Raw genomic sequence first — 18,604 nt, forward strand, 5'->3', positions numbered from 1 at the left:
CAGCAAAACCACAGGGCTTCAAACTCAGTTAACCCCAAGTTACGCCGCAGTACTGCACCCAGGCTACGGTTCATCCATGCTTTCGCTCTCTTAAGTTATGGAAACGCACACATAGATAAAAAAGGAACTTAGAAAAGATATGCTCACCTTTCCTTATATAAATCCTGTTGCATTTTCAATAGGTCCATTACAAGTTCATTGGTACGGATTAATGTATCTGATTGGCATTGTGAGTGGTTGGCTTCTTGGTCATTGGCGTGCAAAACACTACCAATTGGATTGGACCTCGGAACAAATCAGTGATTTAATCTTTTATGCAGCCCTAGGTGTCATTATTGGTGGCCGCGTCGGCTATATGCTTTTTTATAATTTCCCTGAGTTACTCCATGATCCCTTGTCATTATTTAAAATCTGGCAAGGCGGCATGTCTTTTCATGGCGGCTTACTTGGTGTCGCTCTTGCGCTGTGGTTCTTTTCTCTCAAAAGTAAAAAATCATTTTTGGAAATAGGAGATTTTATTGCACCACTGGTTCCCATAGGCTTAGGTGCTGGACGTATCGGTAACTTTATTAACGGTGAGCTATGGGGACGGGTTACTGACATGCCCTGGGGTATGGTCTATGGGCACGTTGACAATCAACCCCGCCATCCTTCAGAGCTTTATGAATTTGGTATGGAAGGAGTCGGGTTATTTCTTCTTGTTTGGATTTATGCACGCAAATCTCGTCCAGTTGGTCGGGTATCCGCAGTTTTTTTAATGGGGTATGCAGTATGTCGTATTATTGCTGAGTTTTTCCGACAACCTGATCCGCAATTGGGCTATATTGCCTTTGGATGGTTGACTATGGGACAAATTTTATCTATACCCATGCTCTTGCTGGGATTCTGGTTATGGTGGGCTAAACGATGAAAACTTATTTAAACTTGTTAGAACATATTTTACAACACGGTGCCCAAAAAACAGACCGAACAGGCACAGGGACTTTATCGGTTTTTGGCTATCAAATGCGCTTTGATTTATGCCAAGGGTTTCCTTTAGTTACTACCAAAAAATTACATATGCGCAGTATCGTGCATGAATTACTCTGGTTTTTACAAGGGGATACCAATATCGCCTATTTAAATGAAAACGGAGTTAGTATATGGGATGAATGGGCTGATAGTAATGGTGATCTAGGGCCGATTTATGGAAAACAATGGCGAAGTTGGCCCACCGCTGACGGCCGTACCATTGATCAACTCAGTGACATCATCCAACAAATTAAAACCAATCCTGACTCCCGCCGCTTACTGGTCAGCGCCTGGAATGTTGGAGAACTCGATCAAATGGCTTTAATGCCCTGTCATGCCTTGTTCCAATTTTATGTAGCCAATAAAACTCTTTCTTGTCAGTTATATCAACGCTCTGCTGATGTATTTTTGGGCGTACCCTTTAACATTGCATCTTATTCGCTACTTACCCACATGGTTGCTCAGCAATGTAATCTCAATGTAGGTGATTTTATCTGGACTGGTGGAGATTGCCATTTGTATCTAAACCATTTGGAACAGGCGCGCACTCAATTAGACAGAGAGCCATTGCCCTTGGCTACTTTAAATATCAAGCGAAATCCGCAATCGTTATTTGAATATGTATATGATGATTTTGAATTCCTGAATTATCAATCTCATCCAGCAATCAAAGCACCAATTGCTGTTTAATATCCCTTGTAGTGGGGGAAGTGCAGCGAAACCCAGCTTGTGCTGCGCTTCACCCAGACTACAATTCTACGTTAAAAAGTCTGCGTATCTCCTGGGGTAAAGGTACCGATTTATTTTGCGTGTAATCCACCCATACAATTTTACAATTTCCTTGTGCCATCATCACTTCATCCTGATACAGATCATGATCCATTATCATGCTGGAGTTTCCTAAGCTGTGGATTTTTGAACACAAAGTCATTGTCGCTGGATAAATTACCGGTTTTAAAAAAGTACATGCAACTTGAATCACTACAGGTCCGGTCTTTTCTGTCATGTTGATATTGAGCTGTCTTAACCATTCAATACGCGCTTCCTGAAAATAATCAAAATAGCGCGCGTTATTCACATGCCCCAGTGCATCCATATCACCCCAGGCGATGGAAAAAACCTTTTTATGTATCTCAATCTTCGAGTCAGTCACTTCTCTATCTCCTTCATGATAAGTCCATAGGATCTACATCAATATTCCAACGCACCCCATTCCCTAATTTATTCCCCACGAACCACTCACGCAATTGTGTTAAAGTGTTTTTAAGAGTTTTTCTTGACGAGGACTTAAGTAACAGTTGCATGCGATGCTGATTGGCTTTCCGAGGCATAGGAGCAGGCGCTGGCCCCATTACCGTAATGGAGTGTGCCACGACTTGCTCTTTGGCTGCATGTAAAAACCTTAATACACTTCCAGCTACTTTCCCTTGGGCCCTAATTACAGCCAGGTAGTGAAAAGGAGGCAGTTGGGCTTTTTGGCGTGTAGTTAATAAAGCATCGGCGAATTGATCGTATCCTTGCTGAATCAATAAATTCAGTAACGGATGGCTAGGCACGTGGGTTTGAATCACAACCTGACCTGCTTGCTCTGCCCGACCTGCCCGTCCTGAAACTTGCATTAATAATTGTCCTAAATGTTCAAGGGCGCGAAAATCCTGATTATAAAGCCCGGCATCGGCATCCAGAACAACAACTAAAGAAAGTCGGGGAAAATGATGGCCTTTCGCTAACATTTGGGTGCCGACGATTAGCTGTGCCTGGCCATTATGGATTTTATCCAAATGCTCATCTAAAGAGTTTTTTTTGCGCACTGCATCACGATCGATACGCACAACCTCCGTATCTGGAAAGTATGCACTTAAAAACTCATGGACCCGTTGCGTACCTGCGCCAACAGGTATCAATTCCCTGCTGTTACAGCTGTAGCATCGATCGGGAGTTTTTTGGGTCAACCCACAGTGATGGCAAATCATCTGTCCTAATTGTTTATGCAAAGTCATATGGCTGTCACATGCGCGGCAATCGACCATCCAGCCGCACTGGTGGCATAATAGAACAGGAGAAAAGCCTCGGCGATTAATGAAAATCAAAACCTGATTTTTTTTAAGTAAATGCTCTTTAACTAGCTGTAAGGTGGGGGTAGCCAAACCATGCTGGAGCGATTGTGAACGTAAATCAATTAATTGATAATGCAACGGTGTTGTCGAGAGTGCTTTATGAGTTAAACGCAACAACGCGTATTTCTTTTGCCTTACGTTGTACATACTTTCCAGACTAGGGGTCGCTGAGCCGAGAATAATGGGTATATTCGCTAAATGGGCACGCATTAATGCAGTATCCCGCGCTGAGTAGCGCACTCCCTCCATTTGCTTTAATGAAGGATCATGTTCTTCATCAATGACAATTAACCCTAAGTCAGGCATAGGTGTAAAAATTGCAGCCCGGGTTCCTATGATCATTTTAACCTTGGCTTCTTTTGCTAATTGCCAAGCAACTTGTCTTTCTGATTCATTTAATCCGGAATGAATCACCGCAATGGGATGTTTAAAACGTGCAGTAAATCGTGATACTAACTGTGGGGTTAATCCTATCTCAGGCACCAGAATCAAAACTTGTTTTTGTTGCTCAAGCACCTTAGCAATAACGTGTAAATATACTTCTGTTTTTCCACTTCCTGTAACCCCTTGCAATAAAAAGCACTGATATTGATGCAGCATCTCTGTAATTGCAGCCACAGCCACAGCTTGCTCCGGATTAAGTACTAAGGGGGGCGATAGTGACGTTGCTTGTTCTGACAGGAGCATTTGTTGGGATAAAGAAAGAATTTGTGCGGCAAGCAAAGTACGGAGTTGGCTTGAGCTAAATCCTCTTTCCGTCAAACAATGTTTGGGAACTGGTTCTTTTTGAGTACTCAAGAATTCGACCAATTCCAGTTGTTTTTGTGCGCGAGAAGCAATAAGCTTTTTAGCGTCATCAAGGGGCAAAGCCAATTGATAAAAATCGCCCATAGGTAATTGGCAAAGCTGTCCCAATCGATATTTCTTAGGCAAGGCTAGGGGCAATACTTCAGACAAAGGCGATTGATAGTAGCTTGCGATCCACGAACATAAAGTTAAAGTCTCTTGGGTAATCAATGGTTGATCATCAATGACTGCGCTAATGCCTTTTAATGATGCCGCATTGTATGAGGACTCGCTTTTACCAATTACTAAGCCCAAGCGTGTTTGTTTACGAAATGGAACCCAAACACGCGCCCCGATACAAGGAATAACTTCTTCTGCTGCATAATCAAAAAAATCGCGGTGTGTATGGGGAATACAGACTTGATATGTGCTCTTTCCTTTTTGCTCGCTTCCTTGCGTTGTATTCCCGCACTCTTTAATTTTCTCCACGGATGCATCTATAGAAAATGACAAAAGGGAATGCTCCCTAGAATGATCGCGATCGTTTTTAATCATTCTCTCTTTGCCATTGATGACTGGCTGATTGACCTGGGGCAGAAAAAACTTTCACCACAACTTTCTCAATGCGGTGTCGATCCAGCTCTGCTTTATCTCTAATCAGCTCATGAACAAACCAACGCGATAATTCTTCAACTGTAATATTAGTTACTGGCAATAAAGTCACGTCCTCTTTTAAAAAGGGAATTCTTTTGTGGTTAAAGGTAAAGTAATAATATTCTTCATCCTCAGCATATTCCAGAAAAGGAGAAAATTGCGGCATCAGGAACGTTTGATTTAAATAACGGCATAATTTATGAATACGTTCTTTATAATAACGATAATCAAATGTCATCCCATTTTCTTCAACCCAGGTAGTGAGTGCCAAATAAACCCCATACATATGACCATGTAATGGCTCTCTTTCTGTTGCAGAGAAAATAGTAGTGTGGCCGGCAGAAAATTTCATGGACTCTTTTTGTAGTTCTACTGTTGTCAGGTATTTTTTTCTGTTCATAAACTCACTCGTTTATCATTTAATAGAAATCCGTTTAAAGACATTTCCATATTTTTACTCAGCGCGATTACTTTAAATAACTCCCCCATTTCACTAGGGAGGGTAAGCTGTTTTATCGCTTGTTTTGCTTGTACTTGGTCCAACTCACTATCCAAGGTATTAATTAAGCTTAGCAAACCGTTAGCAAGCAAAAAAGAGGCTTGATTTGTAAATCCCGCAATATGAAAACCAGCTTGCTGCCCCGCTTCGGCAACATGAGTAAAATCTACATGCGCAGTAATATCTTGCTCCCCTGGGTACAATAAAGGATCTGGATGACTTCTATGTTGATAATGACACATTAATGTCCCTTGATTACGATCGGGATGATAATACTCGTGACGCGGGAATCCATAATCAATCAAAAACACCACGCCTTGTTTTAACATGTGATAGTTATTCATGATCCAATCATCAATAAACAGATTCACTTCAGAAAGATATGGGGTATTGGGCAGCGATAATCTGTTATTAATATAATCGAGCAATCGCTGATTATGACACGGTTTAAATAATTCCGTTAATTGTTGCTGTTCATTCAAAGCGATATAACTTTCCATAATGCCTTGTTCTGTTTTCATAAACCGGTGTACAGGCATAGCATCCAGCACCTCATTTGCTAGAACCACCCCATTAAAAGGAGTTTCCGGCCACCGATCAAGCCAGGTAACCAAATGAGCTAAATGAGGAATTTTTTGGGCAATCAGTTCGTGTTGACGATGGTATAAATCAGCACTGACTTCCAAAATGTAATAGGCCTCTGGCAAAGAATTATGTTCTGCCAGATGCTCTAAGAGAGCAACACAAAGGGCGCCTGAGCCTGCACCAAATTCGAATAAGACTGGAGATTCAAGCTCTTTTAATATTTGCTGACACTGATTCGCCAGCGTTTTGCCAAATAAAGGAGTGAGTTCCGGAGCGGTAATAAAATCACCTTGCTTCCCTAGTTTTTGCAACCCGGAACTGTAATATCCTGCGCCCGGAGCGTACAATGCAAGTTGCATGAACTCTACAAAGGGAATAGCCTGGCGTTCGGTCAGTAATGCGTGTAAGGTTTGTATTATACTCATAGTTTAATTACTTAAATTTTTAGCTGGTTAAAACCGAAGCAAAGTACCTTGGCTCTACGTCCCGGGACTTAGGCCAAAAACGTGAGCCTTCGTTTCACCCAGAATAATCGAGAATAGGAACCATACCTTGAATCCAACAAACAAACAAGAAGTGAAAGTTGCTTTAGTTACAGGTGGGGCGCGCCGTATAGGCGCAGCAATAGTGCAAAAACTTCATACAGCAGGATATAAAGTAGTGATTCATTGCCGTCATTCATTACAGGAAGCCCATTCGCTTGCGGCCGACTTAAACGAGCAACGACCAAACAGTGCCTTTGCTCTACAAAGGGAGTTATCTGAGGCATGCGCCGCAGCTGAAATGATGACTGAAGTTCAAGAATGGACGGGACGTTTGGATTTATTAGTAAATAATGCCTCTGTTTTTATCCGCACTGAATTTACTGCGTTTGCTGAAACGGATTGGAATGCTCTTTTTGATGTTCATGTTAAAGCGCCTTTCTTACTTAGTCTTGCCGCGCGTCCTTTATTGGCAAAACACTCAGGCTCCATTGTCAATGTAAGTGACACCCATGCAGAAAAACCACTGAAAGGGTACTCCGTTTATTGTCAAAGCAAAGCCGCTTTAGAAATGCAAACAAAAAGCCTGGCACGTGAATTTGCTCCCGAAATCAGGGTTAATGCAGTTGCTCCAGGTGCTATTATCTGGCCTGAGCATGGCAATACCCTAACTCCAGAAATACAAGAAAAAATTATTGCAAAAACTCCACTAAAAAAACACGGTAACCCAGAATACATTGCCCAGGCAATTTTAGCTTTGGCTGAAAATCCTTATATTACCGGACAGATACTTAAAGTGGATGGAGGGAGAAGTGTGCTTGGTTAATACTGCGAATTATGCTCAGCTAATTGATTAAAAAAATCATTTATTTAATAATCAATGAAACAAACAAGGATGAGTTAATCAGTTATGAAAAATATGGCAACAACTTTTATGCTTTGTGCATTGAACATCAATATGGTTCAAGCAGGTACTATGGGTGAAGTAAAGCCTTTATGCAACCCGGATCATGTAACCGTTTCTTGCCCTTTCAACGCTTGGGACTTAGGCATTAGCGCCTTATATTTACAACCAAATACCAACTCAGCACTGCTCAATCCAATCTTAAATGCAGGTGATGATGAATTCCATTCCGTTGATTCCTCGTGGGGTTGGGGCTTTTTACTTGAAGGCAGTTATCATTTTAATACAGGGAATGATCTCAATTTAAATTGGCTGCATTTTGATAATGATAATTTCGATGAACTTGCAGTTTTTTTTGCAGACGCAGCAATTCCTATTACAAACATCACCAATTTAAAATTCGATACCCATCTTGACGTCGTCAATTTAGAGTTTGCCCAAACCAGTCATTTCGGCAAAAAAACAAATATTCGATTTTATGGTGGCGGGCAATATGTGTATGCCAAGATTAAACGGGGTGACTTTGAGTATGAACAGTTCCCGTCTGATCCTGCTCCAACCCTTTTTCAAAGATCAATAACGCACACTAGATTCCAGGGTGCAGGGCCTCGCGTTGGCGTCGATATGTCTCATGATCTCAACCACGGTTTTGCGTTATTTGCTCAGAGTGCAATGGCTCTGTTATCTGGCCAGGGCAGAGCCAAATTATCGGGAGCAAACTTAAGCGGCCCCAATGTCTCTGCTTTTAGTGAAAAAGCAAAACTCACTCATATTGTTCCTGAACTGGAAGCAAAATTAGGCGCTAGCTATCAATGGGATACAAATAGTGGACAATTTAGCTTAATGGCAGGTTGGATGTGGCAACATTATTTGAACCTATTTCTTCTACCTCCGGGAGGCAGGACGAATCCTGTAACTACTGTAAGCCGGCATGATTTCTCTTTGGATGGCCCTTTTATTAAAGGGAAATGGGTTTCTGGATAATTCATGATGCGTGATGTCTGATGAACTACAGGATGCCACTGAATTCCTTAAGTGATTTTAAAAATATTCAGCAAACAGTAGGGATCCTGTTTTTTGTCCTTGTCCTCTCAGCCTTTGTATTTAAGGGAACAGGTGACTCTTCAATTTTACTTATTAGTTATGGAGTGATGCTTGTTGCCCTAATTGGATCCATTAATTTTTCTTGGCGCAAAAGAACAATTCAATTTTCTATATTAACTCTTTTATTGATCATTTGGCTTATCTGGATAATCCTTCCACCTTTGCTGGGCTGGGTCCCTAACACCGCTTTTTTTGGAATTTTTCAGTGCTCTGCCTGGGTGTTTGGCTTTGTTTTATTTAATGGAAATCCCTACTCTGAATGGTTATGGAACAATTTACTCAAACTGCTCTGGGTATTAGCTTTGGTTTGCGCGGCATACGCGCTTATTCAGTTATTCGTTAGGAATGCCATGCCTACGGGTTTTTTTGCCAGCAAAAATACTGCTGCGGCTTTTCTAATGATGGTTAATTTATTACTCGTGGGAAAATTTTTTATTGTGAATCACCCGGAATTTATAGCGACCAACCCATCCAAATTGCAAAAAACGATAAAGAAAATTATTCTTTTAATCAGCATCTACATAATCACCTTAGCCTTATTCGCGGCATTAAGCCGCGGCGTCATTCTTTGTTTTATTTTCTTTACCTTATTAGAAATCATTTTATGCCGTCATGAATTAAAAAGGAAAAATGTTTGCTATATAGCAGGAGTTTTGGCACTGGCTTTAGCTACATTATGTCTCTTTGCCCAACCAGCGATACACCATCGACTCACATTACTTACTCATGAAAAATCACGGCTTGTCATCTGGCAAGGTGCTTGGCATTTATGGCATAAAACACCCTGGTATGGGTTGGGCATTTTTAATTTTAAGCATTATTATCCAGCATTTAGTTTACCTGGGGACGCTTCTAATCTCGAATACGCTCATAATGATTTCTTACAACTACTTATTGAAACTGGGGTTCCAGGAAGTATTATTCTACTTGGAATTATAATGACTTTAGTCGTTTATTTAAGACGTTACTTAAATCACCCAAGCGAAAACCCAGTCGCACACATCCAGAGTATGGTGTGTTTGGCTGCACTAGGGGCTTTGGTATGTCATAGCCTTGTTGATTTTAATTTTTATGTAATTCCCATGAATCTCCTCATGGGTTGTTGCCTCGGTTATCTTCATGATTTTTTTAGCAAGGAAGGTTATGTCAGAATTTATTCCTCCTCTTTTAAAAAGATTTGGATTTTGGGCGGTGGAATAATTTTCGTAGTTATCAGCAGTTATTTTATGCGTTTTTTAATCCTCGAATACTATATAGAGAAAACTGAAACCGCCATCCAAGCACAGCAATTCAATGATGCTTTTGTGACCAGTAATCATGCATTGCAAGCATTTCCTTTTGTTGAAATCCAAAGCCTTAAAATAGATGCTTGCTTACAACTGATTCAACAAGCAACATCCGAGTCTACACGCCATTACTGGATAGAAAAAACTAAAGAGGCGGTTTACCAGGCAATCGCAATGAACCCTTATTTTGCTCGCTCTTATTTTCAAATGGCTTTGTTGCAGAGTTTAGTTCTTAATGATGACCAAAAAGCAAAAGCATATTTTCTTAAGGCCTTAAAGAACAATCCTCATTTTTGTTTAGCGCGACTGACCTTTGCTCGATTTTTAATAAAACAAAATGAATTGCATTCCGCTCAGGAAATCTTGGAGACCGGTCTACAGCATCCGATTCCTCCAGAATACATTGAGCTTTACTTGAATTATCTTGCCAAACTTCGTTTTGAAAATGGCGATGAGATAGGGGCAAAAAAAGTTGTCCATCGATTAAGGCATCTCATACGTTACAATCAAGACTATAGTGATTTGCTTTAAATTTCCACAAAAAACCGTGGATGTCTTCTAAAGAGTCCAATTGATAAAAACGATTTAATAACGATGCCTCGACCAACTTACCAAAATAGTAACGAACTAAGGACTTGCTTTGTAGAACCGCCTTATATTCATCTTCAAGTTCAGCTAATCCTTGTAAATGTGTCATAAAAAGATCGCATTTTTCCGTTAAGCTTACAGGGAGACTTCGCTGTTCCAATAACTCTTGATAGAGCCAGGGCTTACCACTTCCTGCACGCGAGATCATATAAGCGTCACAACCGCTTATTTCTATTGCTCGGTGTAAACTGCGAGCATCATGAATATCTCCATTGGCAATCACTGGAATAGAAATATTTTGTTTGATTTGGGCGATTTGTTGTAAGTCCGTTGCCACATCATAATCATCAATCCAACGTCGACCATGCACAATCAGCGCATCTGCGCCAGCATCTTCAATTTTTTTCGCCAAAAGAAAATCCTTTTCATTCCCTTGAATTCGAATTTTTATGGTTAAAGGAATAGCAATCGCCGTGCGCACTTCCTTTACGATGCGCAGTAATTGTTCCGGCGCCTCCAGCAAAGCGCTTCCCGCTCCTTTTTTACGTATCTTAGGTTTGGGGCAACCACAATTTATATCAATAACATCTGCACCATAAAATTGTAATTGCTGTGCTGCTTGCGCCATTATATGGGATTCGGTGCCTGCAATTTGATAGGCCAGGATCTGTTCCTGTGGCGCTCGATAAACATACCGTGAGTTCTCAGTATGTTTGTGAAGAATATCTGTTGCAGAACTCATTTCAGTGACGGAATACGCAGGCGACCGATAGTGACTAAATAATGTTCTGAATGGTGCACAGCTGTAACCTGCCAAAGGCCCTTGGATTAACCGATTAGGTAATGTTAAAGAACCTATTTTCAAAGAACTGTTAATAAAAGCGTGCATCAATTTAATTCATGGATATAATGAGTGCCAATTTTAACATACTTGAACCTGGATAAAGTAGTTTTAGCTCTACTACGCAAGCCAAGAGCTACGAACCTGCTCGATTTTTCTAGGTTGACATAGAAAACGCATCAAACAGGAAAATTCCTTTATGGACAAACGTTATTTATCGCCTTTGGAAATGCTCAATATTGCAACACAACATGCCTATGCTGCTGATTATTTATTACAGCAAATCACCAATTGGACATATAGACAAACTGAGCCGCTCAGTGTTTTAACCCCAGTAACTTCATTAATGTATCAAGCCTTTCAACTGACATTGAAAGCTTATTGTTTGCATGAGCATCGTCCAATCAAAGAGTATAAAAACCTCATAGAACTGGTTGAATTAAATCGCCATTTAGGATTTTCTCAGCAAGAAATCATTTTATTAAAGACTCTGGCAAAACAACAGGTTTTCCTTAAAGGAGCTGATTACGATTTATGGGAAAATCAACAGCAATTTCATGTGTTTTGTGAACAGATTCTCTCTCTCTACCAAAAACTGCAAACCATGATGCCTTTGGAACTTCATCCTGATTATCTACAGTAATAAAATATGGATAAGGCGAACGTAATAAATTTTATAAGTAAATTTATATAAACCGGGTTACGTTGCGCCCCACAAAGCCTGTAATTTATTCATCATGATTAAACTATAAACGCATAATAATCTGCGGCACTTGGCTTTAAATGTAATTCACGCTAGGATAAGTTTTTTATTTAACCTCAACTCAACAGATGAATTGAGGCTATTTACTCTATTCGATGTTATTTATATTAAGGTAGAAACTATGGAGCAAGTAGGAGACAATAAGACTGGAAATCCGGTGCAACATCAAATATTACAGTTAAGTCATCACTTAAATTCGCAAATTCTAGGTCAGAATGGATTAATTTCACGTTTGCTCATTGCCTTACTTGCAGATGGCCATTTATTAGTTGAAGGAGCACCTGGATTAGCAAAAACACGGGCGGTTAAAGAACTGTCTGATGGTGTTGAAGGTAATTTTCATCGCATCCAGTTTACCCCTGATTTATTACCTGGAGATTTAACGGGTACCGATGTGTACCATCCCCAAAATGGTTCTTTTGTATTTCAACCAGGTCCTATATTCCATCATTTACTTTTGGCGGATGAAATTAACCGCGCTCCAGCGAAAGTACAATCTGCTTTACTCGAGGCAATGGCAGAAAGACAAGTTACTATAGGAGGCAAAACCTATCCTTTGCCCGAATTATTTTTGGTAATGGCAACACAAAACCCCATTGAGCAGGAAGGTACTTATCCTTTGCCCGAAGCACAATTGGACCGATTTTTGATGTATGTAAAAATTAGTTATCCTGATGCTAAAATCGAACATGATATTTTAGCTTTGTCACGCAAAGAAGCTTTAGGTGCCGCTATGGCCACTAAACCTGTTGCATCAGAAAAATTATCACAAAAAACATTATTTGAGGCGCGTAAGCAAGTACTTAATGTGCATACGAGTGAAGCATTAGAAAATTATCTGGTCCAGTTAGTAGTGGGAACGCGTAATCCTGGTGTATACAGTGAAGAGTTGGGCCGTTGGTTGCGCTTTGGTGCTAGTCCGCGTGCCACAATTGCTTTGGATCGTTGCTCTAAAGCTCATGCCTGGCTTTGTGGAAGGGATTATGTCACTCCAGATGACATTCACGTGATTGCTCATGATGTGTTACGACATCGAATTTTATTAAGTTTTGAAGCTGAAGCAGAAGGGATTAATAGTGATGATTTTATTGACTCCTTATTACGCTTGGTTGCTGTTCCTTAGAAAACATGTAAATTGGGACCTCTGGCCAAACACAGAGCAACCTTGAATTTGATGATTCAATCCCAATTTACAGATCATATGAAGTATAAGAGGTTTTTATGGTGAATGGCGTTATTGCAGAATTAAATGAATTGATTGACCTGAGACGTTATGTACAATCCGTTCATTATCGCCCCGAAGGTAAAGCCATACGATCCGGCAATCATTTATCCAAATTACGTGGTCGTGGTATGGATTTTTCCGAAGTAAGAAATTATCAGGCTGGTGATGAAATACGCCATATGGAGTGGCGCGTTACTGCTCGCACCGGCAGACCTCATGTCAAAATTTATCAAGAAGAACGAGAAAGACCGGTAGTGATTCTCACTGATTTTAATCCCTCAATGATTTTCGGTACTCGTATCGCGTTTAAATCCGTCATTGCTGCACGATTAGCAGCTCTTCTTGCCTGGACAGTGATCAAGGAAGGCGACAGAGTGGGTGGAGTATTCTTTTCAGCCACGGATCACAGTGAATTTACTCCGCGCAGTCGTGATATGGGCGTACTGCCTTTGCTCGCCTCTTTAAGCAGATATACTGAGCAGACAGAGGTACAACGCGAAGCGCAACCAAGACTACTCAGTGACGCATTAGTACGCTTGCGCCGTGTAGTCAGACCAGGAAGCATCCTGGTTTTGATCAGTGACTTTTACTCTATGGATAGTGAATGCGAAAAACACTTAAAACGATTACGCTATCACAATGACATTCTGGCTTACCATGTTTGTGATCGCGTAGAACTTTCTCCGCCCAAACCGCAGCAATATGCTATGACTAATGGACAGCAAGAAATAATACTCGATACCAGCCTGCACTCCGTAAACAGTGCTTACGAGCAATATTGCCAACAACGCATAGAACACCTGCAAGAGCAGTTTCGACGTTTACATATTCAGTATGTACAAGTTACAGCAGACATTGATTTAGCGCCATTAGTGCGTCAAACTTTTCCCAGGAGGTCCCGTGGCTAACACTGATGCCCTGGCACAGTTAAAAGACATTCATCTGCCCACGCCGATTGGCTGGTGGCCATTGGCTCCAGGATGGTATGTTCTGTTGGGTTTGGTTTTATTTTTAGTGATTATACTAGCTTACTGGATCTATAAGAAATATCGCAACGCCCTGGCCAAAAAACATGCTCTTCTTTTGTTAGATACTTATCAAAAAGAATATGAAGAAAAACATAACGGCACTCAGTCCAGTGCCCGTATTTCAGAATTGTTACGCCGAGTAGCACTTGTTTATTATCCGAGAGAGCAAGTTGCAAGTTTGCATGGAGAAAAATGGCTTAACTTTTTAAATGAAACAAGTAAAGGAATTGATTTTAATTTGGTAAAAGATTTATTGTTAGATGCGCCCTTCAAAACAGGGGAAACCATGGATCTCAAACCCTTGTTCAGCACAGCACAACTTTGGATTAAACAAAGGGGGGTGCCATGTTCGAATTAGCTAATCCTTGGGTTTTAATACTCTTTCCTTTACCTTTAGTTTTCTGGCTTTTGATGCCCAGAGCCAAAGTGCAATTGCCTGCCGCCTTGAAGGTACCTTTCTTTGCTGCGATGGTCGACATAGCCGATCAAGAAAAACGCTCTATTTCAGCACAATATTCGCTGCTTATCCCAGTCATTATATGGTTATTATTAGTTGTTGCTTTAGCTGGTCCTCGCTGGATAGGTTCCCCAAAACCTATTGAACGTGAGGGTTATAACATCATGATGGCTTTAGATTTGTCTGGCAGCATGGAAATTCCTGATATGCTTCTGCATGGCCGACCTGTAAGTCGTTTAAGTGTTGTAAAGGGTGCGGCCGATCAATTTGTACGTGATCGCTCAACTGACAAAATTGGTTTAATCCTTTTTGGTACTCGGGCTTACTTGCAAACACCACTCACCTATGACCGACATACCATCCTCCTGCGTCTTGAGGATGCCACTGCAGGACTTGCAGGTAAAACCACTTCCATCGGTGATGCCGTAGGTCTTGCTGTAAAGCGTTTGAGAAATGTACCTCCAAAAGGAAGAGTTCTTATTTTATTAACTGATGGTGCAAATAATTCTGGCGTACTGGCTCCGTTAAAAGCGGCCGAATTGGCTAAAGAAGAAGGAATTAAAATTTACACTATCGGTTTAGGCTCTGAAGGGGATTCAAGAGCATTAGTCGGGAATTTTATGATGCAAAATGCTTCAGCAGATTTGGATGAGGAAACCCTAAAAAAAATGTCTGATATGACAGGCGGTCGTTATTTTCGTGCTACAGATACTGAAACATTACATTCCATTTATAAAACAATTAACGAGTTGGAAACTATAAATCAGGAGCAAGCAACAGTCCGTCCCCAAAAGGAATATTATCCCTGGTTTGTCGGTTTTGCATTATTGCTTTGTTTCTCTTGGTTAGTTAGAAAAGCAGATTTAAGACTGAAAGTAAGCTCAGTAATGCCAAATAGGGAGGCATTAAAGTTATGATTACAGACTTTCATTTTTTAAGACCTTGGTGGCTTTTAATGATTTTTCCTTTATTGGGATTAGTCGTAGCTTATTGGCGTCAAAAACCTAAATTACATGCTTGGACGGAAGTTTGTGACCAACATTTACTCAGTCATCTCATGCAAAAAAAGGGGCAAGGGCAGCGTATGGGCTCAATGCTCTGTTTGTTTTTGAGCATTCTATTCATGATTTTGAGTATTGCTGGCCCTGTTTGGTATAAGCTGCCTGTAGCGACTTATAAACCGATACAACCCAGAGTTTTAGTTTTGGATATGTCAGACAATATGATGGCTAATGATTTAACACCTAATCGTTTAAGCCGCGCTAAATTTAAGCTACATGATTTATTCGCTCACAAAGATGTAGGTCAGTTTGGTCTTGTGGTCTTTACCAGTGAACCTTTTGTTGTCTCTCCTCTCACAGATGATGGACATACTATTTCTTCTCTGCTTTCTTCACTAACTCCAGATATCATGCCGGTAACTGGACAAAATCTTAAAAGTGCTTTGGATGAGGCCAGTAACCTAATCAAACAAGCGGGCTTTAAACAGGGACAAATTTTGGTATTAACAGCAGACGTCCCTTCCGATGCATCAATTGCCTTGGCAAAAAGATTAGCTGAATCAGGTATTTACTCCTCTATTATGCCAGTCAAAGCAGATAGGAACCCGAATCCGCTATTTAATCGTTTTGCTGATGCAGGCGAGGGACAACTGATAAAATACACTTCTGATTCAAATGACATAAATCAATGGCTAAGTTCCAGTAATAACAATGAATTTGCGCTAAGTAAAGATGAAGATATTCCACTTTGGCGGGATGAAGGGCGATGGTTTTTAATTCCTGCGCTGTTGTTACTTTTGCCCGTATTTCGCCGCGGCTGGATGCAGAGGGTAATTGTATGATGCGTTGTATTATTCTTTTGTTAATCTCGTTTTTATCCTTTGCCACTCATGCCTTTAGTTGGCAAGACTTATGGTTCACACCGGATCAACAAGGACGAGACTTGATGGCAAAAAATCAATTTAAGCAAGCTAAGGAAACATTTACACGTAGTGATTGGGCTGCTGCTGCAGCCTATCGTGCAGGCGATTACCCAAAAGCAGCTGAGTTGTACCAAGACTTAAAAAATGAGCAAGGTTATTATAATCAAGGAAATGCCCTAGCCCATATGGGACAATATGAAGAAGCAATTAAAGCCTATGACAGTGCTTTAGCAATTAACGCTACAAATCAGGATGCTCTTTATAATCGCAAGTTAGTTCAAGAACTGTTGAAGAAAGATAAAGAAAAAAATCAAAACAAAGAGCAACAAAACAAAGAGCAGCAAAACAAAGAGCAGCAAAACAAAGAGCAGCAAAACAAAGAACAGCAAAACAAAGAGCAGCAAAACAAAGAACAGCAAAACAAAGAGCAGCAAAACAAAGAGCAGCAAAACAAAGAGCAGCAAAACAAAGAGCAGCAAAACAAAGAGCAGCAAAACAAAGAGAAAAATAAAAAATATAATCAGAATAATAATGAGGCTCAATCTGAAGCAGAGCGAGAGAAACAACAAGCAAAAGAACAATGGTTGCGTTTGATTCCAGATGATCCGGGTGGATTAATGCGAGAAAAATTCTTACGTGACCATTTACGAAGGGAACGCGGATGGTATCAATGAAAAAAATAATAATTATTGCTTTTTTTTGTTTATTCAGTGCACTAGTCCGTGCTGAAGTACAAGTGCAAGTCGATCCTTCTCAAGTTAGTATTGATGATTCATTCAGTTTAATTTTAACTCAAGATAATATACAAAACGGGGGGGTTCCCGATCTGACCCCATTACAAAAAAATTTTATGATCCTCGGCACCGAACGTCGTATGAATTACTCAATTATCAATGGACAAACACAATCATCCAGTGAATGGACCATTACGTTAAAGCCGCAAAAAGAGGGTAAATTAACAATTCCTCCCATTAAGATTGGCAGAGAATACACCAACCCTGCAACAATTGAGGTAACTACTGGTACAACTTCACAGAATGCTCCCAGCAATAATTCCACAAGTTCACAGAAAAATCAGAGTCTTTATTTGACTACTGGGGTTAATAAAAAAAATCCCTATGTAAATCAACAAATTACTTACAAAGTAAGCTTATATAATTCCAAACACCTTTTAGACGCAAGTTATCAAGGACCTCAAGTAGAAAATGCTTTACTCGTTCCTTTAGGTGATGAAAAGCGTTATCAGACACAAAAAAATGGCGTGACTTTTCTTGTCGAAGAACAAAATTATGCCATTTTTCCACAAAAAAGTGGTTCCTTAAAAATAAAACCACCGGTGTTTACTGCCTTGATTTATGATTTTAATCCTGAGCGGGTTAAAGCCACTGACAAGCCAATAAATATCGACGTGCAACCGATACCTAAAGAATATTCAGGAAAAGTATGGCTGCCGGCAAAACAAGTAAAATTAATGGAGCAATATGAACATTCTGACCAAACTATTGCTCAAGGCAACACGTTAATTCGTACTGTCATTCTTGAGGGAGTAGGCGTTCCAGCCCAGCTTTTGCCCACACTCAATTTTGCAGAAATAGACGGTGTTAATGTTTATCCCGAAAAAGGTAAAGATAAGAATCGAGTTACTTATGGAGAATTGATTGGCCGCAGTGAGATTAAAGTGACTTATCTATTTAATAAAGCAGGAAAAATTACGATCCCTGAACTTAAACTTTCCTGGTTTAATACAGAAACAGGAAAAGAAGAAATAGCCACTCTGCCTGGAAAAACATTTGAAGTAACCCCTTCATCGAACCCAACACCCACAGCAAACACAAGCGAAGATCATGTAGCTAAAAAGCAGAGTGTAACAACCCAAACCACAACAAAAAAGGTAAGTAAATCAAGGTCACCAACACAATTCATTTGGTCTTGGACGATTGCCGCACTTTTTGCCTGTGCCTGGTTGATCACGTTAGTCTTATGGGCATTGCAAAAAAGCAAAAAAAACGCAGGAAAAGGCCAGTATAAAACTGCATTAAATACACTCCACAAAGCATGTATGCAGGGAAATCCTCAACGCGCGCGCGATGCGTTGTTAACGTGGTCCAAACTACATTGGCCAGATGCCCTTATATTAAATCTAACTGATTTAACGCGCCTTGCAACAGATACCTCCTTCAAAAAACAAGTACAAACTCTTTCACAAGTTTTGTATAAAAATAAAGAAAAAACTTTGTGGCGAGGTGATGAATTATGGCGTAGTGTTGAGCAAATGAAAAAAAATAACACGAACAAAAAAGAAAATGAAAGTGCACTACCACCTATTAATCCGTCTTGATAAGCTAAATCC

18 protein-coding genes are annotated in these 18,604 nt (G+C 40.3%); 13 read left to right on the plus strand and 5 right to left on the minus strand.

The genetic code is table 11. The annotated features are described in order from the left end of the window. The first annotated feature begins 139 nt into the window (after positions 1–139). Together lgt and thyA are read left to right on the plus strand one after the other, a co-directional pair. A complete protein-coding gene (lgt, locus tag Lpar_RS03315) occupies positions 140–910 on the plus strand; it encodes a prolipoprotein diacylglyceryl transferase (protein WP_058516577.1) in 771 nt (256 codons plus the stop codon). Continuing rightward, positions 907–1,701: a thymidylate synthase gene (gene thyA / locus Lpar_RS03320; protein ID WP_058516578.1), complete on the plus strand. Its 795-nt coding sequence runs from the start codon at positions 907–909 to the stop codon at positions 1,699–1,701. The genes lgt and thyA overlap by 4 nt, the downstream gene beginning before the upstream one ends. A 58-nt stretch (positions 1,702–1,759) precedes the next feature. Here the strand turns inward: thyA and Lpar_RS03325 are convergent, their stop codons facing one another. The 4 genes from Lpar_RS03325 to Lpar_RS03340 are packed head-to-tail and all read right to left on the minus strand — an operon-like array spanning position 1,760 to position 6,077. Beyond that, positions 1,760–2,164 (minus strand): acyl-CoA thioesterase, encoded by a 405-nt coding sequence (locus tag Lpar_RS03325; RefSeq protein WP_058516579.1) that lies wholly within the window; start codon positions 2,162–2,164, stop codon positions 1,760–1,762. 13 nt (positions 2,165–2,177) lie between these two features. Then, positions 2,178–4,469 carry a primosomal protein N' gene (locus tag Lpar_RS03330; RefSeq protein ID WP_058516580.1) on the minus strand — a complete coding sequence of 764 codons (2,292 nt, stop codon included), beginning with the start codon at positions 4,467–4,469 and terminating at the stop codon, positions 2,178–2,180. Then, positions 4,462–4,968, minus strand: a complete 507-nt coding sequence (locus tag Lpar_RS03335; protein ID WP_058516581.1) for a 6-pyruvoyl trahydropterin synthase family protein — start codon at positions 4,966–4,968, stop codon at positions 4,462–4,464. The genes Lpar_RS03330 and Lpar_RS03335 overlap by 8 nt, the downstream gene beginning before the upstream one ends. Continuing rightward, positions 4,965–6,077, minus strand: a complete 1,113-nt coding sequence (locus tag Lpar_RS03340) for a class I SAM-dependent methyltransferase (RefSeq protein WP_058516582.1) — start codon at positions 6,075–6,077, stop codon at positions 4,965–4,967. The genes Lpar_RS03335 and Lpar_RS03340 overlap by 4 nt, the downstream gene beginning before the upstream one ends. A 127-nt stretch (positions 6,078–6,204) precedes the next feature. Between Lpar_RS03340 and Lpar_RS03345 the strand changes: the two genes are divergently transcribed. From Lpar_RS03345 to Lpar_RS03355, 3 genes are all read left to right on the plus strand, one after another. Then, positions 6,205–6,960, plus strand: a complete 756-nt coding sequence (locus Lpar_RS03345) for a pteridine reductase (RefSeq protein WP_058516583.1) — start codon at positions 6,205–6,207, stop codon at positions 6,958–6,960. Between the two features lie 84 nt (positions 6,961–7,044). After that, positions 7,045–8,022: an Lpg1974 family pore-forming outer membrane protein gene (locus Lpar_RS03350; protein ID WP_058516584.1), complete on the plus strand. Its 978-nt coding sequence runs from the start codon at positions 7,045–7,047 to the stop codon at positions 8,020–8,022. Between the two features lie 32 nt (positions 8,023–8,054). Further along, positions 8,055–9,959, plus strand: coding sequence for an O-antigen ligase family protein (locus tag Lpar_RS03355; RefSeq protein ID WP_237759337.1), 1,905 nt, complete (start codon positions 8,055–8,057; stop codon positions 9,957–9,959). Here the strand turns inward: Lpar_RS03355 and Lpar_RS03360 are convergent. Continuing rightward, on the minus strand, positions 9,922–10,905 hold the full coding sequence (locus Lpar_RS03360) for a tRNA dihydrouridine synthase (RefSeq protein ID WP_058516585.1): 984 nt from the start codon (positions 10,903–10,905) through the stop codon (positions 9,922–9,924). The genes Lpar_RS03355 and Lpar_RS03360 overlap by 38 nt on opposite strands. Positions 10,906–11,056: 151 nt before the next feature. Here Lpar_RS03360 and Lpar_RS03365 point away from each other — a divergent pair, with 151 nt between their 5' ends. The 8 genes from Lpar_RS03365 to Lpar_RS03400 all read left to right on the plus strand — a co-directional run bounded on the left by Lpar_RS03365 (position 11,057) and on the right by Lpar_RS03400 (position 18,592). After that, a complete protein-coding gene (locus tag Lpar_RS03365) occupies positions 11,057–11,500 on the plus strand; it encodes a hypothetical protein (RefSeq protein WP_058516586.1) in 444 nt (147 codons plus the stop codon). A gap of 241 nt (positions 11,501–11,741) precedes the next feature. Continuing rightward, entirely contained in the window at positions 11,742–12,743 is a 1,002-nt protein-coding gene (locus tag Lpar_RS03370) for an AAA family ATPase (protein ID WP_058516587.1), read from the plus strand. A gap of 98 nt (positions 12,744–12,841) precedes the next feature. Next, positions 12,842–13,753 (plus strand): DUF58 domain-containing protein, encoded by a 912-nt coding sequence (locus Lpar_RS03375; RefSeq protein ID WP_058516588.1) that lies wholly within the window; start codon positions 12,842–12,844, stop codon positions 13,751–13,753. Continuing rightward, entirely contained in the window at positions 13,746–14,231 is a 486-nt protein-coding gene (locus Lpar_RS03380) for a DUF4381 domain-containing protein (RefSeq protein WP_058516589.1), read from the plus strand. The genes Lpar_RS03375 and Lpar_RS03380 overlap by 8 nt, the downstream gene beginning before the upstream one ends. Then, positions 14,219–15,247, plus strand: coding sequence for a vWA domain-containing protein (locus Lpar_RS03385; RefSeq protein WP_058516590.1), 1,029 nt, complete (start codon positions 14,219–14,221; stop codon positions 15,245–15,247). The genes Lpar_RS03380 and Lpar_RS03385 overlap by 13 nt, the downstream gene beginning before the upstream one ends. Beyond that, positions 15,244–16,173 (plus strand): VWA domain-containing protein, encoded by a 930-nt coding sequence (locus Lpar_RS03390; protein ID WP_058516591.1) that lies wholly within the window; start codon positions 15,244–15,246, stop codon positions 16,171–16,173. The genes Lpar_RS03385 and Lpar_RS03390 overlap by 4 nt, the downstream gene beginning before the upstream one ends. After that, positions 16,170–16,928 carry a tetratricopeptide repeat protein gene (locus Lpar_RS03395; RefSeq protein WP_058516592.1) on the plus strand — a complete coding sequence of 253 codons (759 nt, stop codon included), beginning with the start codon at positions 16,170–16,172 and terminating at the stop codon, positions 16,926–16,928. The genes Lpar_RS03390 and Lpar_RS03395 overlap by 4 nt, the downstream gene beginning before the upstream one ends. Beyond that, positions 16,925–18,592: a BatD family protein gene (locus Lpar_RS03400; protein WP_058517059.1), complete on the plus strand. Its 1,668-nt coding sequence runs from the start codon at positions 16,925–16,927 to the stop codon at positions 18,590–18,592. Before Lpar_RS03395 ends, Lpar_RS03400 begins: the two co-directional genes overlap by 4 nt. The last annotated feature ends 12 nt before the right edge of the window (positions 18,593–18,604 follow it).

Origin of the sequence: Legionella parisiensis (assembly GCF_001467945.1) — a bacterium.
In the GTDB taxonomy this organism is placed as follows: Bacteria; Pseudomonadota; Gammaproteobacteria; order Legionellales; family Legionellaceae; genus Legionella; species Legionella parisiensis.

Bases quoted from the DNA above. Each gene is read 5' to 3' on its own strand.
- lgt (WP_058516577.1), top strand. From the start codon at position 140: ATGCTCACCTTTCCTTATATAAATCCTGTTGCATTTTCAATAGGTCCA.
- thyA (WP_058516578.1), top strand. From the start codon at position 907: ATGAAAACTTATTTAAACTTGTTAGAACATATTTTACAACACGGTGCC.
- Lpar_RS03330 (WP_058516580.1), bottom strand. From the start codon at position 4,469: ATGATTAAAAACGATCGCGATCATTCTAGGGAGCATTCCCTTTTGTCA.
- Lpar_RS03335 (WP_058516581.1), bottom strand. From the start codon at position 4,968: ATGAACAGAAAAAAATACCTGACAACAGTAGAACTACAAAAAGAGTCC.
- Lpar_RS03340 (WP_058516582.1), bottom strand. From the start codon at position 6,077: ATGAGTATAATACAAACCTTACACGCATTACTGACCGAACGCCAGGCT.
- Lpar_RS03350 (WP_058516584.1), top strand. From the start codon at position 7,045: ATGAAAAATATGGCAACAACTTTTATGCTTTGTGCATTGAACATCAAT.
- Lpar_RS03355 (WP_237759337.1), top strand. From the start codon at position 8,055: ATGCCACTGAATTCCTTAAGTGATTTTAAAAATATTCAGCAAACAGTA.
- Lpar_RS03360 (WP_058516585.1), bottom strand. From the start codon at position 10,905: ATGCACGCTTTTATTAACAGTTCTTTGAAAATAGGTTCTTTAACATTA.
- Lpar_RS03365 (WP_058516586.1), top strand. From the start codon at position 11,057: ATGGACAAACGTTATTTATCGCCTTTGGAAATGCTCAATATTGCAACA.
- Lpar_RS03370 (WP_058516587.1), top strand. From the start codon at position 11,742: ATGGAGCAAGTAGGAGACAATAAGACTGGAAATCCGGTGCAACATCAA.
- Lpar_RS03375 (WP_058516588.1), top strand. From the start codon at position 12,842: ATGGTGAATGGCGTTATTGCAGAATTAAATGAATTGATTGACCTGAGA.
- Lpar_RS03385 (WP_058516590.1), top strand. From the start codon at position 14,219: ATGTTCGAATTAGCTAATCCTTGGGTTTTAATACTCTTTCCTTTACCT.
- Lpar_RS03390 (WP_058516591.1), top strand. From the start codon at position 15,244: ATGATTACAGACTTTCATTTTTTAAGACCTTGGTGGCTTTTAATGATT.
- Lpar_RS03395 (WP_058516592.1), top strand. From the start codon at position 16,170: ATGATGCGTTGTATTATTCTTTTGTTAATCTCGTTTTTATCCTTTGCC.
- Lpar_RS03400 (WP_058517059.1), top strand. From the start codon at position 16,925: ATGAAAAAAATAATAATTATTGCTTTTTTTTGTTTATTCAGTGCACTA.